We start from the raw sequence: 17,190 nt of genomic DNA, 5'->3' as shown, positions 1-17,190 counted from the left end.
CCTCGAGGGCACGGTCGGCGAAGTAGTTCATGGCCGCGGCGTGACGATGCAGATCAAGCGACTCACGGCGAATCCGGGTACGCGCTTCGATGTCGTTGAGCAGACACCGCTGACCACCATCGGCCACCTGCAGACGGACGTCGTGGCGCTGGAGCAAGGCACCGACTCGGGCATCATCGGCCTGACCTACAACAACGCCGACCCCGTGCTTGCGCAGCAGGTGCTGGCGCATATCACCACGGCCTACGTTCGCCAGAATGTCGAGCGCAACTCCGCCGAGGCCGCCAGCCAGCTGCAGTTCGTCAGGGACCAGTTGCCCAAGGTGCGCCAGGACCTGGACAAGGCGCAGGACGCGATGAACAGGTTCCAGACCCAGACCCACTCGGTCGACCTCAGCATGCAGACCAAGGGCCTGCTTGACCAGATCGTGGCGGTGGAGACCAACCTGCAGCAGTTGCACCTGCAGGAAGCGGACATCGATCGGCGCTTTACCCACGATCATCCGGCCTACAAGGCGTTGCAGCAGCAGATGGGCCAGCTGCAGGCGCAAAAGGACCAGATGCAGAAGCAGGTTGGCAGCCTGCCCGACACCCAGCAGCAACTTCTCAAGATCAACCGCGACGTGCAGGTCACCAGCAATACCTACACGAGCCTGCTCAACCAGGCACAACAACTGGATATCGCCCGTGCCGGCACTGTCGGCAACGTCCGCATCGTCGACACGTCCGCCGTGGACAACACCCAGCCGGTACAGCCGCGCAAGATCCTGATCATCGTCATCGCCACCTTCCTGGGCGGCTTCGTGGCGCTGGCTTTCGTCTTCCTGAAGCAGATCCTCAACCGCGGCATCGAGGACCCCTCGATCATCGAGGACCTCGACCTGCCGGTCTACGCCTCGGTTCCCTTGAGTTCCAGCCAGCATTCCCGCTCGTTCAACGGGCACCGACATGGCCGCGGTCCCCTGCTTGCGATGACGGATCCAGCGGACCTCGCGGTGGAGGCCATCCGCAGCCTGCGCACCAGCCTGCATTTCGCCCGGCTCGAGGCAAAGAACAACGTCCTGATGATCACCGGCTCCAGCCCCAACGCCGGCAAGACCTTCATCTCGGCGAACCTTGCCGCGGTGATCGCACAGGCAGGCCAGCGTGTGTTGCTGGTCGATGGCGACATGCGCCGCGGCACCCTGCATCATCTGTTGGGAATCAAGCCTCCCCACGGTCTTTCGGACGTGCTGGTAGGCGGTGCGGAGCTTGCGCAGGTGCTGCAGCAGGGCCCTTTGCCGAACGTCGATTTCATCAGCCGCGGACGGGTGCCACCCAATCCGTCGGAGCTTCTGATGCATGAGAATTTCACCAAGTTCATCGCCAACGTGGTGGCGGCCTACGACCTCGTCATCATCGATACCCCGCCGATCCTCGCCGTCACCGACGCCGCCGTGATCGGCCACCACGCCGGCACCAGCCTGCTGGTCGCCCGTTTTGGCCTGAACAAGGCGCGTGAGCTGGCCCTGGCGAAACAACGCTTCGAACACAACGGAGTGGAACTGAAGGGTGCGATCTTCAACGCGGTGGAGCGTCGTTCGTCGGGCTATTCCACTTATGCCTACTACAAGTACAAGGCCGACCCGGCCTGAACCGCCTCCCTGGGCAAGGGGCACTGCATGAATCGAGCACCATGGCGCGCATCCTGATCGTCGGCAACCATACCTGCGGCAACCGCGGCGACTGCGCCATCCTGCGCGGCCTGCTGCAGTGCCTGGAAGACGTTTTGCCGGAAAGCCGGATCGACGTCACCAGCCGCTTTCCCACCAGTTCGCAGTACCTGCTGGGCCGCGCGCTGCTGCCCGATGTGCTGAACCGCTATTACCAGGACGCGGGAAAACAGCGCCTGGGCTCGGTACGTTCGCGGCTGCTCAGAAGGCTGGTACCAAGATTGCTGCACGGTCACTTGCGAAGACGCTGGTGGAGCCGCTGGCTGAAACTGCCGCGGCATCACCGCCAATACATCGATTCGCTCAAGGAATACGACCTGGTGATCCAGGTGGGTGGTTCATTCTTCGTCGATCTTTACGGTGCCACCCAGTACGACCAGGTCAGCTGCGCCCTGCTCGCGGAACGGCCAACCTATCTGATCGGCCACAGCGTGGGCCCGTTCAACCACGCGTTCTTCCGCAAGGTATCGCAGGACGTGATGCAGCGGGTGAACGCACTTGCCCTGCGTGAAGAAGTAAGCGCACACCACATGGCTGATGGCGGAATCCCGCAGGACAAGGTGCGCTGGACATCCGACACGGCGTGGCTGGTGCATCCGGGGACGCCCACGACGGTCGACACCGCGCAGCCGACGGTGGCGGTGACGTTCCGTGAATTGGCGCCGTTCGACAAGCGCCTTGGCGTGACCCAGGAACAGTACGAAACCGCCTTCGCCGAACTCCTCGATGCGGTGATCGAGGCCGGCTACCGGGTCGCTGCATTTTCTACCTGCACGGCGATCGACGGTTACCCCAAGGACGATCGCATGATCGCGCTCAAGGTCGGGGCACGGTTGCGCCATCCGGAAAGCTTCCATGTCGAGATGAACGAACTCAACGACATCGAGCTCGGACACCGTCTGGGCGCCTGCGTCCTGACCATCGGTACCCGCCTGCACAGCGCGATCATCTCCATGAACTTCGGCACGCCTTCGGTGGCGCTCAATTACGAGCACAAGTCCGAGGGCATCATGAAAAGGCTCGGCGTGGACGACCTGGCGGTGCCGGTACCGTCGTTGCTGGACGGCAGCTTACGCCGCAAGGTACTGGCCCTGCTCCAGGACGACACGCTGCGCGCAAGGGTGGCGACGGCGGTTGCGCGCGAGAAAGCCTTCGCCCGGGAGTCCCTGCTCGCCACGCTTGCGATCGGGCCATGACCGTGCCGATCCTGTTCGTCCTTCCCGAATTCCCCCGGTACTCCGAGACGTTCGTCATCGATCAGATCGTGGGTCTGCTCGACCGCGGCTTCGATGTGCGCATCCTGGCGATCAGCCGGGGTCCGGCGCCCAAGGCCGGTGACATCGTGGCTACGCGCGGATTGATGGACCGCGCCACCTTCATCTTCGATCATTCGGCAAGCGGGGCGGCAAGCTGGCAAATCCTGCTGGGACGCCTGCGCCAGGTATTGCCTGGCCTGCCCCACGCCCGGGTGCGAAGGGCGTTGTCCGTGCGGCGTTACGGCCATAACGCGAAAACGCTGGTGCTTGCCGGCGCGGTACGGCGATTGCGACAGCCGCTCAAGGCGCGGGCGATCATTGCGCACTTCGGGCCGACCGGTGTATTGGCCGCGAACCTGCGCGCGCTGGGTTTGCTCGACGGTCCGCTCTATACGGTGTTCCACGGTTACGACCTTTCCCGCCATAGCGTGCTGGCGCGGCATGGCGGCGACTACCAGCGATTGTTCGCCAGCGGCGAACGGATGCTCCCCATCAGCACGCTCTGGGAAAGCAAGCTCCAGGCATTGGGATGCAAGCCTGAGAAGATCCAGGTGCACCGGATGGGCGTGGACCTGGACAGCTTCCGTTTCCAGCCGCCGAAGGACACCACACCATCCAAAGAGCGCCCATTACGCGTGGTCTGCGTGGCGCGCCTGGTCGAGAAGAAAGGCGTGATCTACCTGTGCCAGGCCGTGGCCCAACTGGCGCAAAGTCGGATCCCGGTGGAGCTTGAAGTCATTGGAGACGGCCCGCTGCAACAGGAGCTGGAACAGTTCGTCGCCGGGCAGGATCTGGGCCGACGGATTGCCATCCGTGGGCGGCGCGACAAGGCGTACGTGCAGGCAGCGCTCGGTCGCGCCGATGTATTTGCCCTGCCCAGCGTAACGGCGGCCGATGGCGACCAGGAAGGCATCCCCGTGTCGCTGATGGAGGCCATGGCAAGCGGCGTGCCTTGCCTGTCCACCGTGCACAGCGGTATTCCCGAGTTGATCGACGACGGTCGATCAGGCTGGCTGGTGCCCGAACGCGACGTCGCTGCCCTGGCCGACAAGCTGGCCCGCATCCAGCGTGGCGACTTCGACCTGCCTGCGATCGCGCGATGCGCGCGGGCCACGGTGGAAACGCATTTCAACCAGAGCCGGTTGCACGACCAGCTCGCCGCCCAGCTCACCTAGGAAGATATCGCAGATGATCTCCGCCAGACGCGATGCCTTCTGGACTGCCGGGTCGGCCATGGTGAGTGCGGCGAGCCAGCTGCTTCAGATTGCGGTACTTGCCCACCATGTCGATGCCCACTTGCTAGGTGCGCTGGCGATCGTCAACGTGGTCAACGCGATCGCCATGCTGTTGCAGGACATGGGCCTGAGCAGCTACCTGATCCATCGACAGGACATCAGCCGTCCGGAGCGCACGTCGCTGTTCATCATCAGCGTGGGGCTCGGCCTTACCTCGGCGCTGGTACTGTTCGGGATCTCCTACGGTGTTGGCTACTTCTATGGCTCGGATGTACTGGGCCACTTGCTCCGGCTATCCACCGTCAATTTCGTGCTGCTGGGGCTGGCGGCGCAATACCAGGCCAGCCTGATCAAGTCGTTCCAGCTGCCCAGGCTCGCGCGCATCGAGATGGTCGGCCGGATATCCGGCCTGGCCACACTGCTGGTGCTGGTTTTCGCCTACGGCGCCTCGATCGAGGCGGCGGTGTACGCGATGATCGTCAACAGCCTGGTGCGCCTGCTTTGTTTCGTCGCCGTTGCCGAGCGCGACTGGCACCCTGGCCGTGGTTTCGATCGCGGCATTATCCGCCAGGCGCTCAGCTACGGCGCATTCCAGCTTGGATCACAGGTAATCAACCAGCTGCGTAGCCAGGCCGACCAGATCATCCTGGGCAAATTCTTAGGGTTGGCCTCGCTCGGCGTATATTCCCTGGCCAAGGAACTGGTGCTTCAACCGACCAAGCTGATCATGCCGGTGGTACAGCGACTCGCCCTGCCGAGGCTCGCCATGCGCCAGAACGACCGGCAAGCGATGCGCCAGATCTACCTGACGGGCCTTCGCGCGGTGTCGATCTTCAGCGCCAGCGTGTTCATCATGCTAGGCGTATTCGCGCCGCCGGCGGTGACGATCCTTTATGGCCATCGCTACACCGGCGTGTCGGAACTCATCCCGTTGATGCTGCTGTTCGGCATGCTGCGTCCGCTCGGCTCGCTGATCGGCGCACTGAGCCAGAGCCTGGGCCGCTCGGACATCGAGTTCGGTTGGAACATAAGGATCTGCGGCATCACCTTGCTGGTGGCCGTGGCCGGCGCGTTGTCGCGCTCGCTCGAGGTCATGGCGGTGGCGCTGGCGGCCAGCCAGGTACTGGCCACGGTGCTGTCGTATTACTTCTTCTCCTCGAAGATCATCAGCCTTACCGCGCGCGAGTTCTTCAGCGCCTGGACGGTGGAAAGCTTCGCACCCTATGCCTTCCTGATGCTGGCCGTGGCCCTGTATCCGGCGGACGACTGGAAGGCAAGCGTGGTGCGCCTGGCCCTGGTGACGCCGCCGCTGCTTTGGGTCATCTGGCGGGGCCGGCATGTGTTCTTCAAACAACAAGCCGATCCGGTGGCCGTCTGAGATGAACGCGCAATCGAACCTGGTGAGCGTCTACATTCCCACCCGTAACCGGTCGGCGCTGCTGCGGCGGGCGGTCGACTCGGTGTTGGCGCAGGACTATTCCGAGATCGAGGTGCTGATCTGCGACGAGGCATCCACCGACGATACCGCGGACGTCGTGGCAGGCTACGTCCGCCGCTATCCCGGCAAGTTCACCTATCTGCGCAACGACACACCTCAGGGAGCGTGCCGTGCCCGGAATCGTTGCATCGAGCAGGCTGTGGGCACCTACGTCACCGGGCTTGACGACGACGACGTGTTCCACCCACAGCGGATCAGCTGCCTGGTGGATATCTATCGCCGCCACTCGCCATCGTTTGCCTGCAGCCGCTTCAAGTACTTCCAGGCGCCTGCCCAGATCGCATCGTTGCTCGGACGGCAGTACGGCGACGCAGAGCTTGGCAGGGTCGATACCATCACCCTGCCCGCACTGCTGTACGCGAACCTCGCCGGCAACCAGGTGCTGACCGAGCTGTCGCGGATGCGCGCGCTTGGCGGTTTCGACGAATCGATGCCATCGTGGCAGGACTACGACATGTGGGTACGCCTGGTTGATCGTTACGGCGCGGCCGTGCGCACGCGTCCTATGCTTTCCTTCGTCGACGACGACCGTTCGCGCGCGCGGATCCGCAACTCGAGCAAGCGCGCCGAAGGAAGCGAGCGCTTCATCGCCAAGCACGCTGGGCTGATGAGCGCCGACCAGCAGCGCAACCACCGGAATATCCAGTATGTGATGAACCGGCAGAGGCCTCCGCTGGCCGAGATCGCCCGCAACATATCGTTCGGTGGCTACAAATCGACCGTGAAAGTCCTGCTGCATAAATTCTTCGGCGTGGCGATCGGCTGATGGCGAAGTCGATGCCCGCCGCCAGGTTTACCAGCCATGCCGCGCAGGCATGCGCCGGAGCGTTCCCATGGTGATCAACAGGACACGCGCTGCCGCCATCGTGCTGATGGCCATGCTCTTCGTGCAAATACCCCTGACGCACAGCACCGCCAGCAAGTCGCACATCAACGTCTATCACATCCTGCTGCTGTTGATGCCGATGCTTTACATCCCGGCAGTGCGTTACCTGAAGTTCAACCCGGCGACCGCGTTCCTGGCCGTGATGGTGGTGACGTCACTGGCGGCGGCCGCCACTTACGGCGGAGGCCTTCGCTCCACCCTCATCGTGTTCGCCGCGACGTCCTATTTCCTCGGCGTGGTGTTCGGGCGAAAGCTGCATGACGTGGAGCTGCGCAAGATCTTCATCTGGATGCTCGGCTGCTGCATCGTCTTCCTGATCGTGCGCGATGCCATCTACGCGGGCCAGCTTGGCGCGGTCTATGCGCGCAGCGAAACCGCATCGAGCATTCTTTACATGTCCACGGGCGGACGCAACATCGAGGCAAGCCTCCTGGCATTGCTCTCGATCCTCCTGCTCGGCACCCGCGTCTATCCAATCGCGGCTTTCATCGCCTTGATGACCAGCGCCACCATGCTTTCCCGCGCGGGCCTGGTGGGCGTCGCGATATCGATCGGCATTGCGGCCTATCGCACGCGCAAGACGCGCTTCTACTACCTGTACAGCTTCCTGGCGATGGCGATGGTCGTGCTGGTGGTCGGGATGGTGTTGTCGTCGGTGATCGACATCCCGGTACTGGACCGTTTCAACCTGCAGGCCGAGACGAACCTGGAACACAAGAATGTCGGCCGGCTCGCCTTGTGGACCAGCGCCGGCACCGCCTTGAAGCAGAACATCCTCGGCTACGGCGTGGGCAACGGCGTGCCGCTGATGGAACAGATCTCCGGCATCACCTTCGTCGAGAACAACGTCCACAACATCTACCTGCAGTTCCTCCTCGAGGGGGGCGTGCAGTCGCTGCTGCTCTTCCTGGTGGTGGCGGCGCACATCGTGCTCTGTCCGGCCGAGGGCCAGCAACGCAACATCAAGGCCTTCCTGGTGTGCTACCTGATGCTGGCCTTCATCGAGTTCAGCGGATACGAAGCGTACTTCTGGTTCTTCGTCGGGATGTTCTATGCGCGCAACGATATGCGTGTCACCCAGCTGAAGCTCGATGCCGCCGCGCGGGACAGGATAAGACGGAACAAGTGGCGGAAATTACCGGCCCCTGCACCCAGCCAGGACCCTGCCCATGCTTGACGACTTCCGCGCCGATGTCCGCCGTCTCAAGTCGCTCCCCGGCTTTCGCGGCATGCTCTGGTGGATGCTCGACCAGTCCTTCTGGGTGATCTTCAGTTACCGGTTGATCGCCACCAGCCGCGGCACCTGGCTGCACGCGCCGCTGCGCGTGCTGGAGAAGGTCGCCGAATTCGTCTTCAAGTGTTACCTGCCAACCACGGCCACGATCGGCCCGGGGCTGGTGATCTACCACGCCTTCGGCGTGATCGTGAATGGCAAGACCACGATCGGTGCCAATTGCACGCTGTATGCGCGCGTGTGCATCGGCAATCGCTGGCCTGGCGACGGCACGCCGGTGATCGGCGACAACGTCACCATCGGCACCGGCGCCTGCATCTTCGGCCCGGTGGTGATTCCCGACAATACCGTGGTGAAAGCCAATGAGGTCATTACTCCCTCCTCGCTGCGTGACAGCGCCCAACCCCCTGGAGACCCGTCATGAGCGCGGTAGTTGTGAGGTTGTCGATCATCATCATTACCTGGAACGAGCGGGAGAACCTCGAGCGCTGCCTGCTTTCGTTGATGGACAAGGTCGATTTCAGCCGCGACGAGGTGATCGTGGTCGACAACGGCTCGCAGGACGGCAGCGCCGAATTCGTCGCCACCCTGCCCCAGATCCGATATTTCCCCCTGGAGCGTAATTTCGGCGTGGGTCCGGCCCGCAACCGCGGCCTGTTCCTGTCGCGCGGCAGGTACTGCATGACGCTGGACAACGACACCATTTTCCTCACCCAGGATCCGGGCACGATCGTCGAGGACTTCTTCAAGGCACATCCCGACGCCGGGGTGGTCGGCTTCCAGTTGCTCAACGTCGATCGCAGCCGGCAGGATTCAACCCGGCGCTTCCCGCGCTTCTACCAGCCGATCGCCGCGCGCATTCCCGTGAGCCGCAAGCTGGGTTTCGTGAAAAGGGAGCTGGAGCGGCACCTGATGCTCGACACACCGTTCGACGACGGCAACGATCCGCTCGAGGTGGACTACGTGCTTGGTGCCAACCAGACCTTCACCAAGGATGTCGCGGCCCGGCTCATGGGCTATGACGAGCGGATCTTCTTCGGGCCGGAAGACGCCGAGTTCTGCGTGCGCACCCACAAGCTTGGCCTGCGCAACTACTACTGCCAGAAAATTTCCATCGTGCACGACTACAAGCGGCGCACGCGCAAGTTCTCGAAGCTGGCCATCAAACACCTCGCCGGATTCGCCTACATGCTGAGGAAGCACGGAGGCGTCTATCGCTACTCATTGAGCGAACGGCGTTGAATCGGGAGAACCACCATGCATCGTCGGACCTTTATCGTCCAATCGCTGTGGGGCATTGGCGCCCTCGCAGCCCTGCCCTTGCACAACGCCCGTGCCGCCGCGGCCGGCAAGCACTATTACCTGGACAGCACTGCCGGTAACGACGCCCACGACGGAAGCAGCCAGGCGCAGGCCTGGCGCAGCCTCGACAGGCTCAACAAAGCCAAGTTCGGCCCCGGCGACCAGGTTCTCTTCAAGCGCGGCGGCGACTTCCCCGGGATGTTCCAGCCGAAGGGCTCAGGAGCTGCCGGCGCGCCGATCGTGGTCGATGCCTACGGCAGTGGTGCGCTGCCCCACCTGCATGCCGACGGCCGCGGCCCGTCCACGGTGCGCCTGCAGAATCTCGAGTACTGGACGCTGCGCAATATTGAGATCTCCAACCAGGGGCCGCAAGCCGGCCCGCGGCGCACCGGTGTACACCTGTTCCACCAGGACTTTGGCATCGTCAACGGCATCGTGCTGCAAGGCCTGCACATCCACGACGTCAACGGCGTGGCGATCAAGCAGCAGGGCGGCGGCAGCGCGATCCTGGTGGAGGCCTCGGGCAAGACCCGGGCCACGCGCTACCAGGGCCTGACCATCGCCGACAACACGATCGAGCGCAGCCAGCGCGACGGCATCCTGTTCCTGGGCGCAGGCAACCGCACCGGGGGCCTTGCCACGGGTGTCGTGGTGCGCGGCAATCGCATCAGCGAGGTCCCCGGGGACTGCATCCTGGTCAAGGGCTGCGACGGGGCCCTGGTGGAACACAATACGGTGAGCCGCTGCGGCGCCTTGCCGCGAGGCGAAGCCGCCGCCGGCATATGGCCGTTCGATTGCGACAACACCATGGTGCAATACAACGAAGTAAGCGATCACAAGGCTTTTGCCGATGGCCAGGGCTACGATTCGGATTTCCGATGCCGGAACACGGTGATCCAGTACAACTATAGCCATGACAACATCGGCGGCATGGCACTGGTATGCAACGACGGCCGCAGCGGCGGTGATATCGGCAACACCGGCACCATCGTGCGCTTCAACGTGAGCATCAACGACGCCCTGCGCAAGACCGACAGCGCCTCGCTGCGCATCTCAGGGCCGGTGGACGGTAGCCAGATCTACAACAACATCATCATCATTCCGGAAAAGCCCCTGGCCGGCTCCCAGGTCACCGTATTCAAGGCCACCAGCTGGAAAGGGGTTCCCAACAGCACGGCCATCCACGACAACATCGTGGTGTCGCCGCAATCCCCCGGCGTGGACATGCAGCTTGCCACGCGAACCCAAATGGGAGAGAACCGCATCTACGCCAGCAACGATCGGGAACCTGCCGCGCGCGCGAACGTAGAGATGCTCGACCGCTTCAAGCAACACCGCCCCTCGCTCGCGCAAGTCAACGCCCTGGTGAAGTCTTGTTTCGCCGGCGGGAAGCCCGTGCCCAATGCCCTTGAACTCATCGCCAAGGTGACTTAGCCGGCGCGTGGGGAGGAAGGCGGTTAGTTGTAGGGCGAGCGGGACACCGCGGCAAGCGACACGCCATGGGCAGCCCCGCTCTGCATTCGGCCACCTCAGGGGCTCGACGGGAGCCGCCGGGTGTCACCCTGGGAACGCTTCCGCAGGAGGGCGAAGCCCGACGAGGACTTAGTGACCGGGGTGACACCCGGCGGCTCCCGCGCCTCGAACGCTGCGGGACTTAGTAGCTGGGAGTGGCTGCAATCTTGCGGCGCACCGCCAGTGCCTCGATCAGGCGCTTGCCCAGGGCCTGCCCGGGCACTTCCACCAAGCGATAGGTCACGCTCGATACCAGCACCGTACCCGCCAGGGCGAGCAACACCGTGGCAACAAAGTACAGGTCGGGGTTCAGGTGATCGCCTGCGTGGACCTTCGCCAGGAGCTTGCGCGCCACCTGCAGCATGAAGAAGTGCGTGAGGTAACCGCTGAAGCTGATCTTGCCGATGTGCTGCAACGGCCGGTTGACCAGCCAGCGATAAGGCCGCCAGTACAGGCACAACGCCAGCAGGGCGAACGCGCCGCCATACAGGAACACGGCGCGTGGATCGTCCAGCCATTGCGGTGCCACCAGCAGCACGGCCACGGCCAGTATGAACAGACACGCATTCAGGCCGCGCCCGGCTTGCCTGAAGAACGTAGTCAGCCGCCCCGCCTGGCCGAACATCACGAAGTAGGCGCAGATGCCGAACAGGAAGATCGGCAGTTGGTTGGGCAACCAGACGAACACAAAGCGTTCCCACAAATCGGCATCGCCGATCGGCGGGTGTTGTATCAACAGTGGCCATCCCCCCACGGCCAGCACCAGGCACAACATGAGTGCCGTGAGTGCACGGGGGAAATCCTTGAGCGCCAGGAATACCAGCGGGAAGACGATGTAGAACGACATCTCCACGCCGATCGACCATCCGCCAGGCACCACGTCATTGGCGCCCAGCAGCCAGGAAGGGCTCCAGCCATTGGTGAAACTCAGCGTGCCAAGCACCGTACCCAGCGGCGGGAACGCCTGGCCCTTGAGCAAGGCCGGTGCCACGCAGTAGACGCCGAAAGCCAGGTAAAACATCGGCGCAATACGGAAGAACCGGCGCAGGTAGAAATTCAGCCACTCGTTGCGCTCGCTGGCGCGCTTGCCGGCTGAAAGGAACAAGGTCAAGGCGCTGACCACGAAGAAAAGCTGCACGCCGCGGGCACCCTGCACCGCATAACGGCTAAGCCATGGCGACATCTGCGCCTGGTGGCCCATGGCCTGGTAGATCTCCACGTTCCGCTGCGCATGGCTTATCAGCACACCGATGATCGCGATGCCGCGCAACGCGTCGATGAAATCGAGCTGGACCTTTGGCCGGGCCTGCATGATCAACGCCAGTTGGGCTCCAGGTGCCACTGCCAGGCACTGGCGAGAATCTCATCGAGGCTCGCCATGGACGGCCTCCAGCCAAGGCGCTGGCGCGCCTGCAGGCTCGACGCCACCAGCGTTGCCGGATCGCCCGGGCGCCGGGGCGCGATGGCGTGCGGTACCGGGCGGCCCGTCACCCGCTCGGCGGCGGCAATCACTTCGCGCACGCTGAAGCCTTCGCCATTGCCCAGGTTGAAGGTGAATGCGCCCTCGTTCCCCGCAAGGTATTCGATCGCCAGCAGGTGTGCCGACGCGAGGTCGTTCACGTGGATGTAATCGCGCACACATGTCCCGTCTCGGGTGTTGTAGTCGTCCCCGAACACCTTCAATGCCGTACCCTGCCCCAGCACCGCTTTGAGCACATTGGGAATAAGGTGCGTTTCAGGTTCATGCGCCTCCCCGATCGAGGCCGACGGATCCGCACCGGCGGCATTGAAGTAGCGCAATGCGACCGAACGCAGGCCGTAGGCCACGAAGGCATCGGCGAGCACCCGCTCGATCATCAGTTTGCTTTGGCCGTACGGATTGATCGGTTCGGTGGGGTGTGTCTCATCGATGGCATCGGCCTGCGGGTGGCCGAACACGGCGGCGGTGGAGGAGAACACCAGCCGATCCACACGGGCGTCGCGCATTGCGCCCAGCAGTACCAGCGTGTTGGCCACGTTGTTGCCGTAATAAAGGTAGGGATCGATGACGGACTCGCCGACAAGCGAGCGAGCGCAAAAATGAATGACCGCATCGAAGCGATGCACCGCGAACAACCGCGATAGCCGCGCCGCGTCACCGATATCCCCGTGGACAAAGGGTACTTCCGGCGGCACCGCCTCCCGATGTCCGGTGGACAGGTCGTCAAAAACGACCACTTCATGCTGGCTTGCAACCAGGTAACGCACCATGTGCGAACCGACGTACCCTGCCCCGCCACAGATCAGAACCTTCAAGCGATACCCCAGTTCACGGTAGTGAATTCGATTGCAATGAACCAACGTTTCCCTATCTGGGTTCCTCGCCCACGGGTTCGGCCGTGGCAAGCGGTGCCTCGGGCACCTGCAAAATAGACGACGCCTTCCCCTCGCTGTGGACGAATCCCTTGAAGATCGTCAGGAAGATGATGCGAAGGTCGAATCCAAGCGACCAATGGTTGATGTAATAGATGTCGTGCTCGATACGCTTGACCAGGTCGGTATCACCGCGCCAGCCATTGATCTGCGCCCAGCCGGTGATGCCTGCCTTGACCAGGTGCTTGTGCATGTAGCCGTTGATCTGGCTCTTGAACTTCTCGACGAACATGGGACGTTCAGGGCGCGGGCCCACGATGGACATGTCGCCGCGCAGCACGTTGATGAACTGGGGCAACTCATCCAGGCTGGTCTGCCGGATGAAGCGCCCGAAACGCGTGGTGGTCTTGGTCTGCGCACTGCCCCACTGCACCGTCTTGCCCTTCTCCATGTCCACCGGCATGGAGCGGAACTTCAGCATTTCGAATTCCTTGCCATCAAGCCCCACGCGGTGCTGGCGATACAGCACCGGCCCGGGACTGGAAAGCTTCACACCCAGGGCCAGCAATAACATCACCGGGCTGATCATGAGCAGGATCAAACCCGCGATCACGCGGTCCTCGAAGGCCTTGAGGATCCACGCATGGCCGAGCAAGGGGCTTTCGCGAAGGGTGACGACAGGCACCCCTGCGCAGTCTTCCATTCGATGGTTGATCAACTTCCGCCCCAGCATGTCGGGAACGAACTTCACCGACATCACGTGCTCGTCCATGCGATCAAGCACGTAGCTGATGGCGCGGTTTGCACTAACCGGCAGCGCCAGCAGTACCTGGTCCCACTCGCCGCGGCCAAGGATCTCCTCGATGTTCGTGAGCGAACCGGCGCTGGGAACACCCGGGGGAACGGCAAGGTCGTAAGGGGTTTTGACGTAGGCGGTGATCTTCATGCCAAGGCCGAGGTTGGCCTCGGCTTCGCGAGCCATGTGGATGCCTGCATCGGTGGCGCCGATCAGGAGGCAGCGTTGCATGCCGACGCCGCGACGACGCAGGTCCTGCAATGCCACCACGGCAAGCTGTCGAACGAACGCGAGGAATGCCAGCCCGAGGAAGAACGTAAGCGAGACCCAGCCGCGTGAGTACAACTCGCTCGCCTTGAGCAGATACGCTAGCGCGATCATGGTCGCGAAGGCCATCGTCCAAGCTGCTGCAATGCAGCAGTATTGGCTTACCGGGCGCTCGCCAAGGGGCTGGTCGTAGACCTTCAGGACGACCGAAGCCGCCATCGTCGTGATCACCAGGAAGAGCAGCGCGACGCCGTAGACGCCATTCATCCGCATGGTGTCGAAGCGGACGAAATAAGCCAGGTAGCCCGCTGCCAACACGCAAAGTGGATCGCTCACGCGGAGCTCGAGATCCAGTAACGCGTTGAATTTTGTCAATTGCATGACAGGTGCCTCGTGCCAGCTTGCCAACACCGGCGGTGCCGGCGTGTCCAGGTACGTGCCCCCCGTAGAGCCGGTGCGTCCCATCCGAGGGGCACAACCGAAGCCCAACACGTTTCGACCGAAACCAATTCAAACCGGCTTCGACCTGCAATGTGTTCGCGTTTTCTACTTGCGATGATGCATGTTGCGCCGCGACGAAAAAAGCATCAATCCGTCAACCGAGAATTTGCGGGGCGTATCACAAAAACAGTGCAAAATCGCCGTTGTTCAGCTGGTTTACTTGACCATCGACGATCGTTGGCAGTGAATAGAACATGCGCTGCGTGTTGCTGAACGCATTCATGCGCGTGTTGTTCATCGAATCTTTCATCGCCTGGAGAAACCGACAGTGAGACGCTTATTCCTTGCAAGCATAGTTCTTGCCGCGAGTGTCGCGGCTGCTGCGTCATGGGCACAGGATCAACAGTCCGCAGCTCAGCCCGCGCGTACGCAGGACAGCCAAAACAGGCCACGCGTGGCCAATCCCGACCAGGCGCGCCAGGCCGCAAAAGGCGCACTTTCACCCGCCCGCGTAGGGCCCGGCACCGCAGCCATGGCGGCGGTCTCAGGCGCCACTGCGAACGATACCAACGGCACCGGCAACGATGGAACGGGAGGTACCGGCGGTACGGGCGGCACCGGAGGAACGGGAGGAACCGGCGGTACGGGAGGCACTCATTGATCGTACTGGCGGAAATTTAGACGTCTAAATGTCCAGTCGTATTCCCTTGCCGTTAATGATCGATCGGTTTTAGTGTGTCGATGGCCTGCCGACCCCACGGTGCCTCGACCATAGGATCCCGCCCAAGATGAAGTTCCTTCCAACTCTCGGTCTGGCCGGGTGCTGCCTGCTGTTGCATGCCTGCATCCTGGCGCCCGGCCAGCACATGAAAACCGGCGAGTTGAACGACAAGCAAAGCGCCACCGGCAGCCGCTACCAGCTGATACCTATCACGCCGAAGCTGATCGCGATGGATCGGGCCAGTGCCACTGCGCCCGGCATCGATCCGAGCCTCATCGCCTACCGCCCCGATTCCTATCGCATCGGCCCCGGCGATTCGCTGTACATCACAGTCTGGGAACATCCGGAACTTACCTCGCCCGCCGGCTCGCAACAGCAGACGGCGGCCAATGGCCGCCTGGTGCGCCCCGACGGTACCCTGTTCTATCCATACGTCGGCCTGTTGCACGCATCGGGCCTGACGGTGGAAGAATTGCGCGTGGCGATCACCGACCGCCTGACCAAGTACGTGGAGAAACCACAGGTCGACATCAGCATTGTCAGTTATGCCAGCCAGCGGGTGACCCTGGGCGGTGCCTTCGTCAAGACCGACCCGCAGGACATCACGGTGACCCCGCTCACCCTTGCGCAAGCCGTGGGCACTGCCGGCGTCAACGCACAGCTGGCCGATCTCTCCGACGTGGTGCTGCGCCGGGATGGGCACGAATACCACCTTGACCTGGACGCCCTGTCGCACGCGCCGCAGGGCGCGCAGGACGTCTATCTCAAGGGTGGCGACAGCGTCTACCTGCCGTACAACGATCGCCACGAAGCCTATGTGCTGGGCGAAGTGCTGCGTCCCCAGGCGATTTCCTTCAAGACCAGCGACCTCAGCCTCACCCAGGCGCTGGGACGATCCGGCGGCCTGAACCAGGTCAGCTCCAGCGGGAAGTCCGTCTACGTGATCCGCGGTGTCGAGGACATGGAGAAGGCGCCCGCGTCGATCTACCAGCTCGACAACACGTCGCCATCGGCCTACGCCGTGGCTGCGCAATTTTCGGTCAAGCCAGGCGATGTGATTTTCGTCGGACCTGCCGGCATCACCCGCTGGAATCGCCTCCTCAGCCAGTTGCTGCCGCTGTCGGGCCTGATCAGCAACGCGGCCAACACCCAGTACGACCTGGACCGCGATAGCCAGCTGTAGCGGCTATTGCGTGATCTTCTCGAGGTTCTTGTCGAACAGGTCGCTGTCCAGGTCGTTGGTCAGCGTGTACAGGGTGTAGCGCTTGTTCAGGCGGGCGCCACCGTCGCGCAGCAACGGCTCCCATAGCAAGGTGGCCCGGCTGCGCGAAGAGTGCGGCAGCAGCATGTCGAACGGGATCGATACGTAAATGCCCTTGTCGAAGCTGCCTTCGCCGTAACCGGCGGCACCGGACTTGGTGGTGACGGTGGCGTAGGCGCCCATGCGCGCGCCATTGGCAAATTCACGGGAAACATCGATGGTGGTGCCCCAGTCACCGGCCAGGTATCGGCCGGCGCTGACCGCCACGGTCACGTTGTGATAGCCGGTGTCGAGGTAACCCGTAGCCTGGCCGGTGATCACGTGGTAGCGGCGCAGCGAGAGATCCTGGTCGAATCCGCGCTGCTTGACCCAGTTGACGTCCGCGCCCACCGCCCAGCGCTCACCGAAGGGCCGGTACAACACTTCACCGCCCGCACCGCCATACATGCTTTCCAGCATGCCGGCGTACGCCAGTCCGTAGAGATCTTCGCCCAGCCGGCGGGTGCCGGTGAGCTGGAGGTTCGGCATGGTGACGTCGGAACTGGTCAGGTACTGGCGGATATCGGTGCGCACGCGCGGAAGGTTGCTGGGCGCGTCGTACTTGAACTTGTCGTAGTTGTTGGCCAGGTTCACCGAAAGTACGCCGTCGAGCCACAGGTTGCGGCTGAAGTTGAACGTGCCGGAGGCTGCGCCGTAGACCTGGTACAGCACGAAGGCG

General features: G+C 63.0%; 14 protein-coding genes. 10 read left to right on the top strand and 4 right to left on the bottom strand.

The window, feature by feature from the left end:
• The 9 genes from VK519_RS07080 to VK519_RS07040 all read left to right on the top strand — a co-directional run.
• Nucleotides 1–1,633 (top strand): polysaccharide biosynthesis tyrosine autokinase (locus tag VK519_RS07080; protein WP_324348547.1); only part of this gene is annotated, 1,633 nt, incomplete at its 5' end.
• Between the two features lie 41 nt (nucleotides 1,634–1,674).
• Complete coding sequence (gene wcaK, locus VK519_RS07075) at nucleotides 1,675–2,907, top strand: colanic acid biosynthesis pyruvyl transferase WcaK (RefSeq protein ID WP_324348546.1); 1,233 nt, start codon at nucleotides 1,675–1,677, stop codon at nucleotides 2,905–2,907.
• Nucleotides 2,904–4,142, top strand: coding sequence for a glycosyltransferase (locus tag VK519_RS07070; protein WP_324348545.1), 1,239 nt, complete (start codon nucleotides 2,904–2,906; stop codon nucleotides 4,140–4,142). Before wcaK ends, VK519_RS07070 begins: the two co-directional genes overlap by 4 nt.
• A gap of 13 nt (nucleotides 4,143–4,155) precedes the next feature.
• Nucleotides 4,156–5,580 (top strand): lipopolysaccharide biosynthesis protein, encoded by a 1,425-nt coding sequence (locus VK519_RS07065; protein ID WP_324348544.1) that lies wholly within the window; start codon nucleotides 4,156–4,158, stop codon nucleotides 5,578–5,580.
• A 1-nt stretch (nucleotide 5,581) separates the two neighbouring features.
• Nucleotides 5,582–6,466, top strand: coding sequence for a glycosyltransferase (locus VK519_RS07060; RefSeq protein ID WP_324348542.1), 885 nt, complete (start codon nucleotides 5,582–5,584; stop codon nucleotides 6,464–6,466).
• Nucleotides 6,467–6,533: 67 nt separating this feature from the next.
• Nucleotides 6,534–7,763, top strand: a complete 1,230-nt coding sequence (locus VK519_RS07055; protein WP_324348540.1) for an O-antigen ligase family protein — start codon at nucleotides 6,534–6,536, stop codon at nucleotides 7,761–7,763.
• The gene (locus tag VK519_RS07050) at nucleotides 7,756–8,244 is read left to right on the top strand and encodes a serine O-acetyltransferase (protein WP_324348538.1); all 489 of its coding nucleotides are present in this window, start codon (nucleotides 7,756–7,758) and stop codon (nucleotides 8,242–8,244) included. The genes VK519_RS07055 and VK519_RS07050 overlap by 8 nt, the downstream gene beginning before the upstream one ends.
• A complete protein-coding gene (locus VK519_RS07045) occupies nucleotides 8,241–9,062 on the top strand; it encodes a glycosyltransferase family 2 protein (protein WP_324348536.1) in 822 nt (273 codons plus the stop codon). The genes VK519_RS07050 and VK519_RS07045 overlap by 4 nt, the downstream gene beginning before the upstream one ends.
• 15 nt (nucleotides 9,063–9,077) lie before the next feature.
• Nucleotides 9,078–10,556 (top strand): right-handed parallel beta-helix repeat-containing protein, encoded by a 1,479-nt coding sequence (locus VK519_RS07040; protein ID WP_324348534.1) that lies wholly within the window; start codon nucleotides 9,078–9,080, stop codon nucleotides 10,554–10,556.
• 220 nt (nucleotides 10,557–10,776) lie between these two features.
• Here VK519_RS07040 and VK519_RS07035 read toward each other — a convergent pair whose 3' ends face one another.
• The 3 genes from VK519_RS07035 to VK519_RS07025 are packed head-to-tail and all read right to left on the bottom strand — an operon-like array spanning nucleotide 10,777 to nucleotide 14,430.
• The gene (locus VK519_RS07035; protein WP_324348532.1) at nucleotides 10,777–11,946 is read right to left on the bottom strand and encodes an acyltransferase family protein; all 1,170 of its coding nucleotides are present in this window, start codon (nucleotides 11,944–11,946) and stop codon (nucleotides 10,777–10,779) included.
• A 2-nt stretch (nucleotides 11,947–11,948) separates the two neighbouring features.
• A complete protein-coding gene (gene galE / locus VK519_RS07030; RefSeq protein WP_324348530.1) occupies nucleotides 11,949–12,929 on the bottom strand; it encodes a UDP-glucose 4-epimerase GalE in 981 nt (326 codons plus the stop codon).
• A gap of 52 nt (nucleotides 12,930–12,981) precedes the next feature.
• Entirely contained in the window at nucleotides 12,982–14,430 is a 1,449-nt protein-coding gene (locus tag VK519_RS07025; RefSeq protein ID WP_324348528.1) for an undecaprenyl-phosphate glucose phosphotransferase, read from the bottom strand.
• An 848-nt stretch (nucleotides 14,431–15,278) separates the two neighbouring features.
• On the opposite strand from VK519_RS07025, the gene VK519_RS07020 reads away from it, so the two are divergent.
• Nucleotides 15,279–16,394, top strand: coding sequence for a polysaccharide biosynthesis/export family protein (locus VK519_RS07020; protein WP_324348527.1), 1,116 nt, complete (start codon nucleotides 15,279–15,281; stop codon nucleotides 16,392–16,394).
• Nucleotides 16,395–16,397: 3 nt separating this feature from the next.
• Here the strand turns inward: VK519_RS07020 and VK519_RS07015 are convergent.
• Nucleotides 16,398–17,190: YjbH domain-containing protein (locus VK519_RS07015; RefSeq protein WP_324348526.1), on the bottom strand; the 793-nt coding region annotated here is incomplete at its 5' end.

Origin of the sequence: Pinirhizobacter sp. (assembly GCF_035317885.1) — a bacterium.
GTDB lineage: Bacteria > Pseudomonadota > Gammaproteobacteria > Xanthomonadales > Rhodanobacteraceae > Pinirhizobacter.
This window is presented reverse-complemented; position numbering and strand designations above follow the sequence as displayed.

Coding starts and splice junctions, on each gene's coding strand:
- wcaK (WP_324348546.1), top strand. CDS start 1,675: ATGGCGCGCATCCTGATCGTCGGCAACCATACCTGCGGCAACCGCGGC.
- VK519_RS07070 (WP_324348545.1), top strand. CDS start 2,904: ATGACCGTGCCGATCCTGTTCGTCCTTCCCGAATTCCCCCGGTACTCC.
- VK519_RS07065 (WP_324348544.1), top strand. CDS start 4,156: ATGATCTCCGCCAGACGCGATGCCTTCTGGACTGCCGGGTCGGCCATG.
- VK519_RS07060 (WP_324348542.1), top strand. CDS start 5,582: ATGAACGCGCAATCGAACCTGGTGAGCGTCTACATTCCCACCCGTAAC.
- VK519_RS07055 (WP_324348540.1), top strand. CDS start 6,534: ATGGTGATCAACAGGACACGCGCTGCCGCCATCGTGCTGATGGCCATG.
- VK519_RS07050 (WP_324348538.1), top strand. CDS start 7,756: ATGCTTGACGACTTCCGCGCCGATGTCCGCCGTCTCAAGTCGCTCCCC.
- VK519_RS07045 (WP_324348536.1), top strand. CDS start 8,241: ATGAGCGCGGTAGTTGTGAGGTTGTCGATCATCATCATTACCTGGAAC.
- VK519_RS07040 (WP_324348534.1), top strand. CDS start 9,078: ATGCATCGTCGGACCTTTATCGTCCAATCGCTGTGGGGCATTGGCGCC.
- VK519_RS07035 (WP_324348532.1), bottom strand. CDS start 11,946: ATGCAGGCCCGGCCAAAGGTCCAGCTCGATTTCATCGACGCGTTGCGC.
- VK519_RS07025 (WP_324348528.1), bottom strand. CDS start 14,430: ATGCAATTGACAAAATTCAACGCGTTACTGGATCTCGAGCTCCGCGTG.
- VK519_RS07020 (WP_324348527.1), top strand. CDS start 15,279: ATGAAGTTCCTTCCAACTCTCGGTCTGGCCGGGTGCTGCCTGCTGTTG.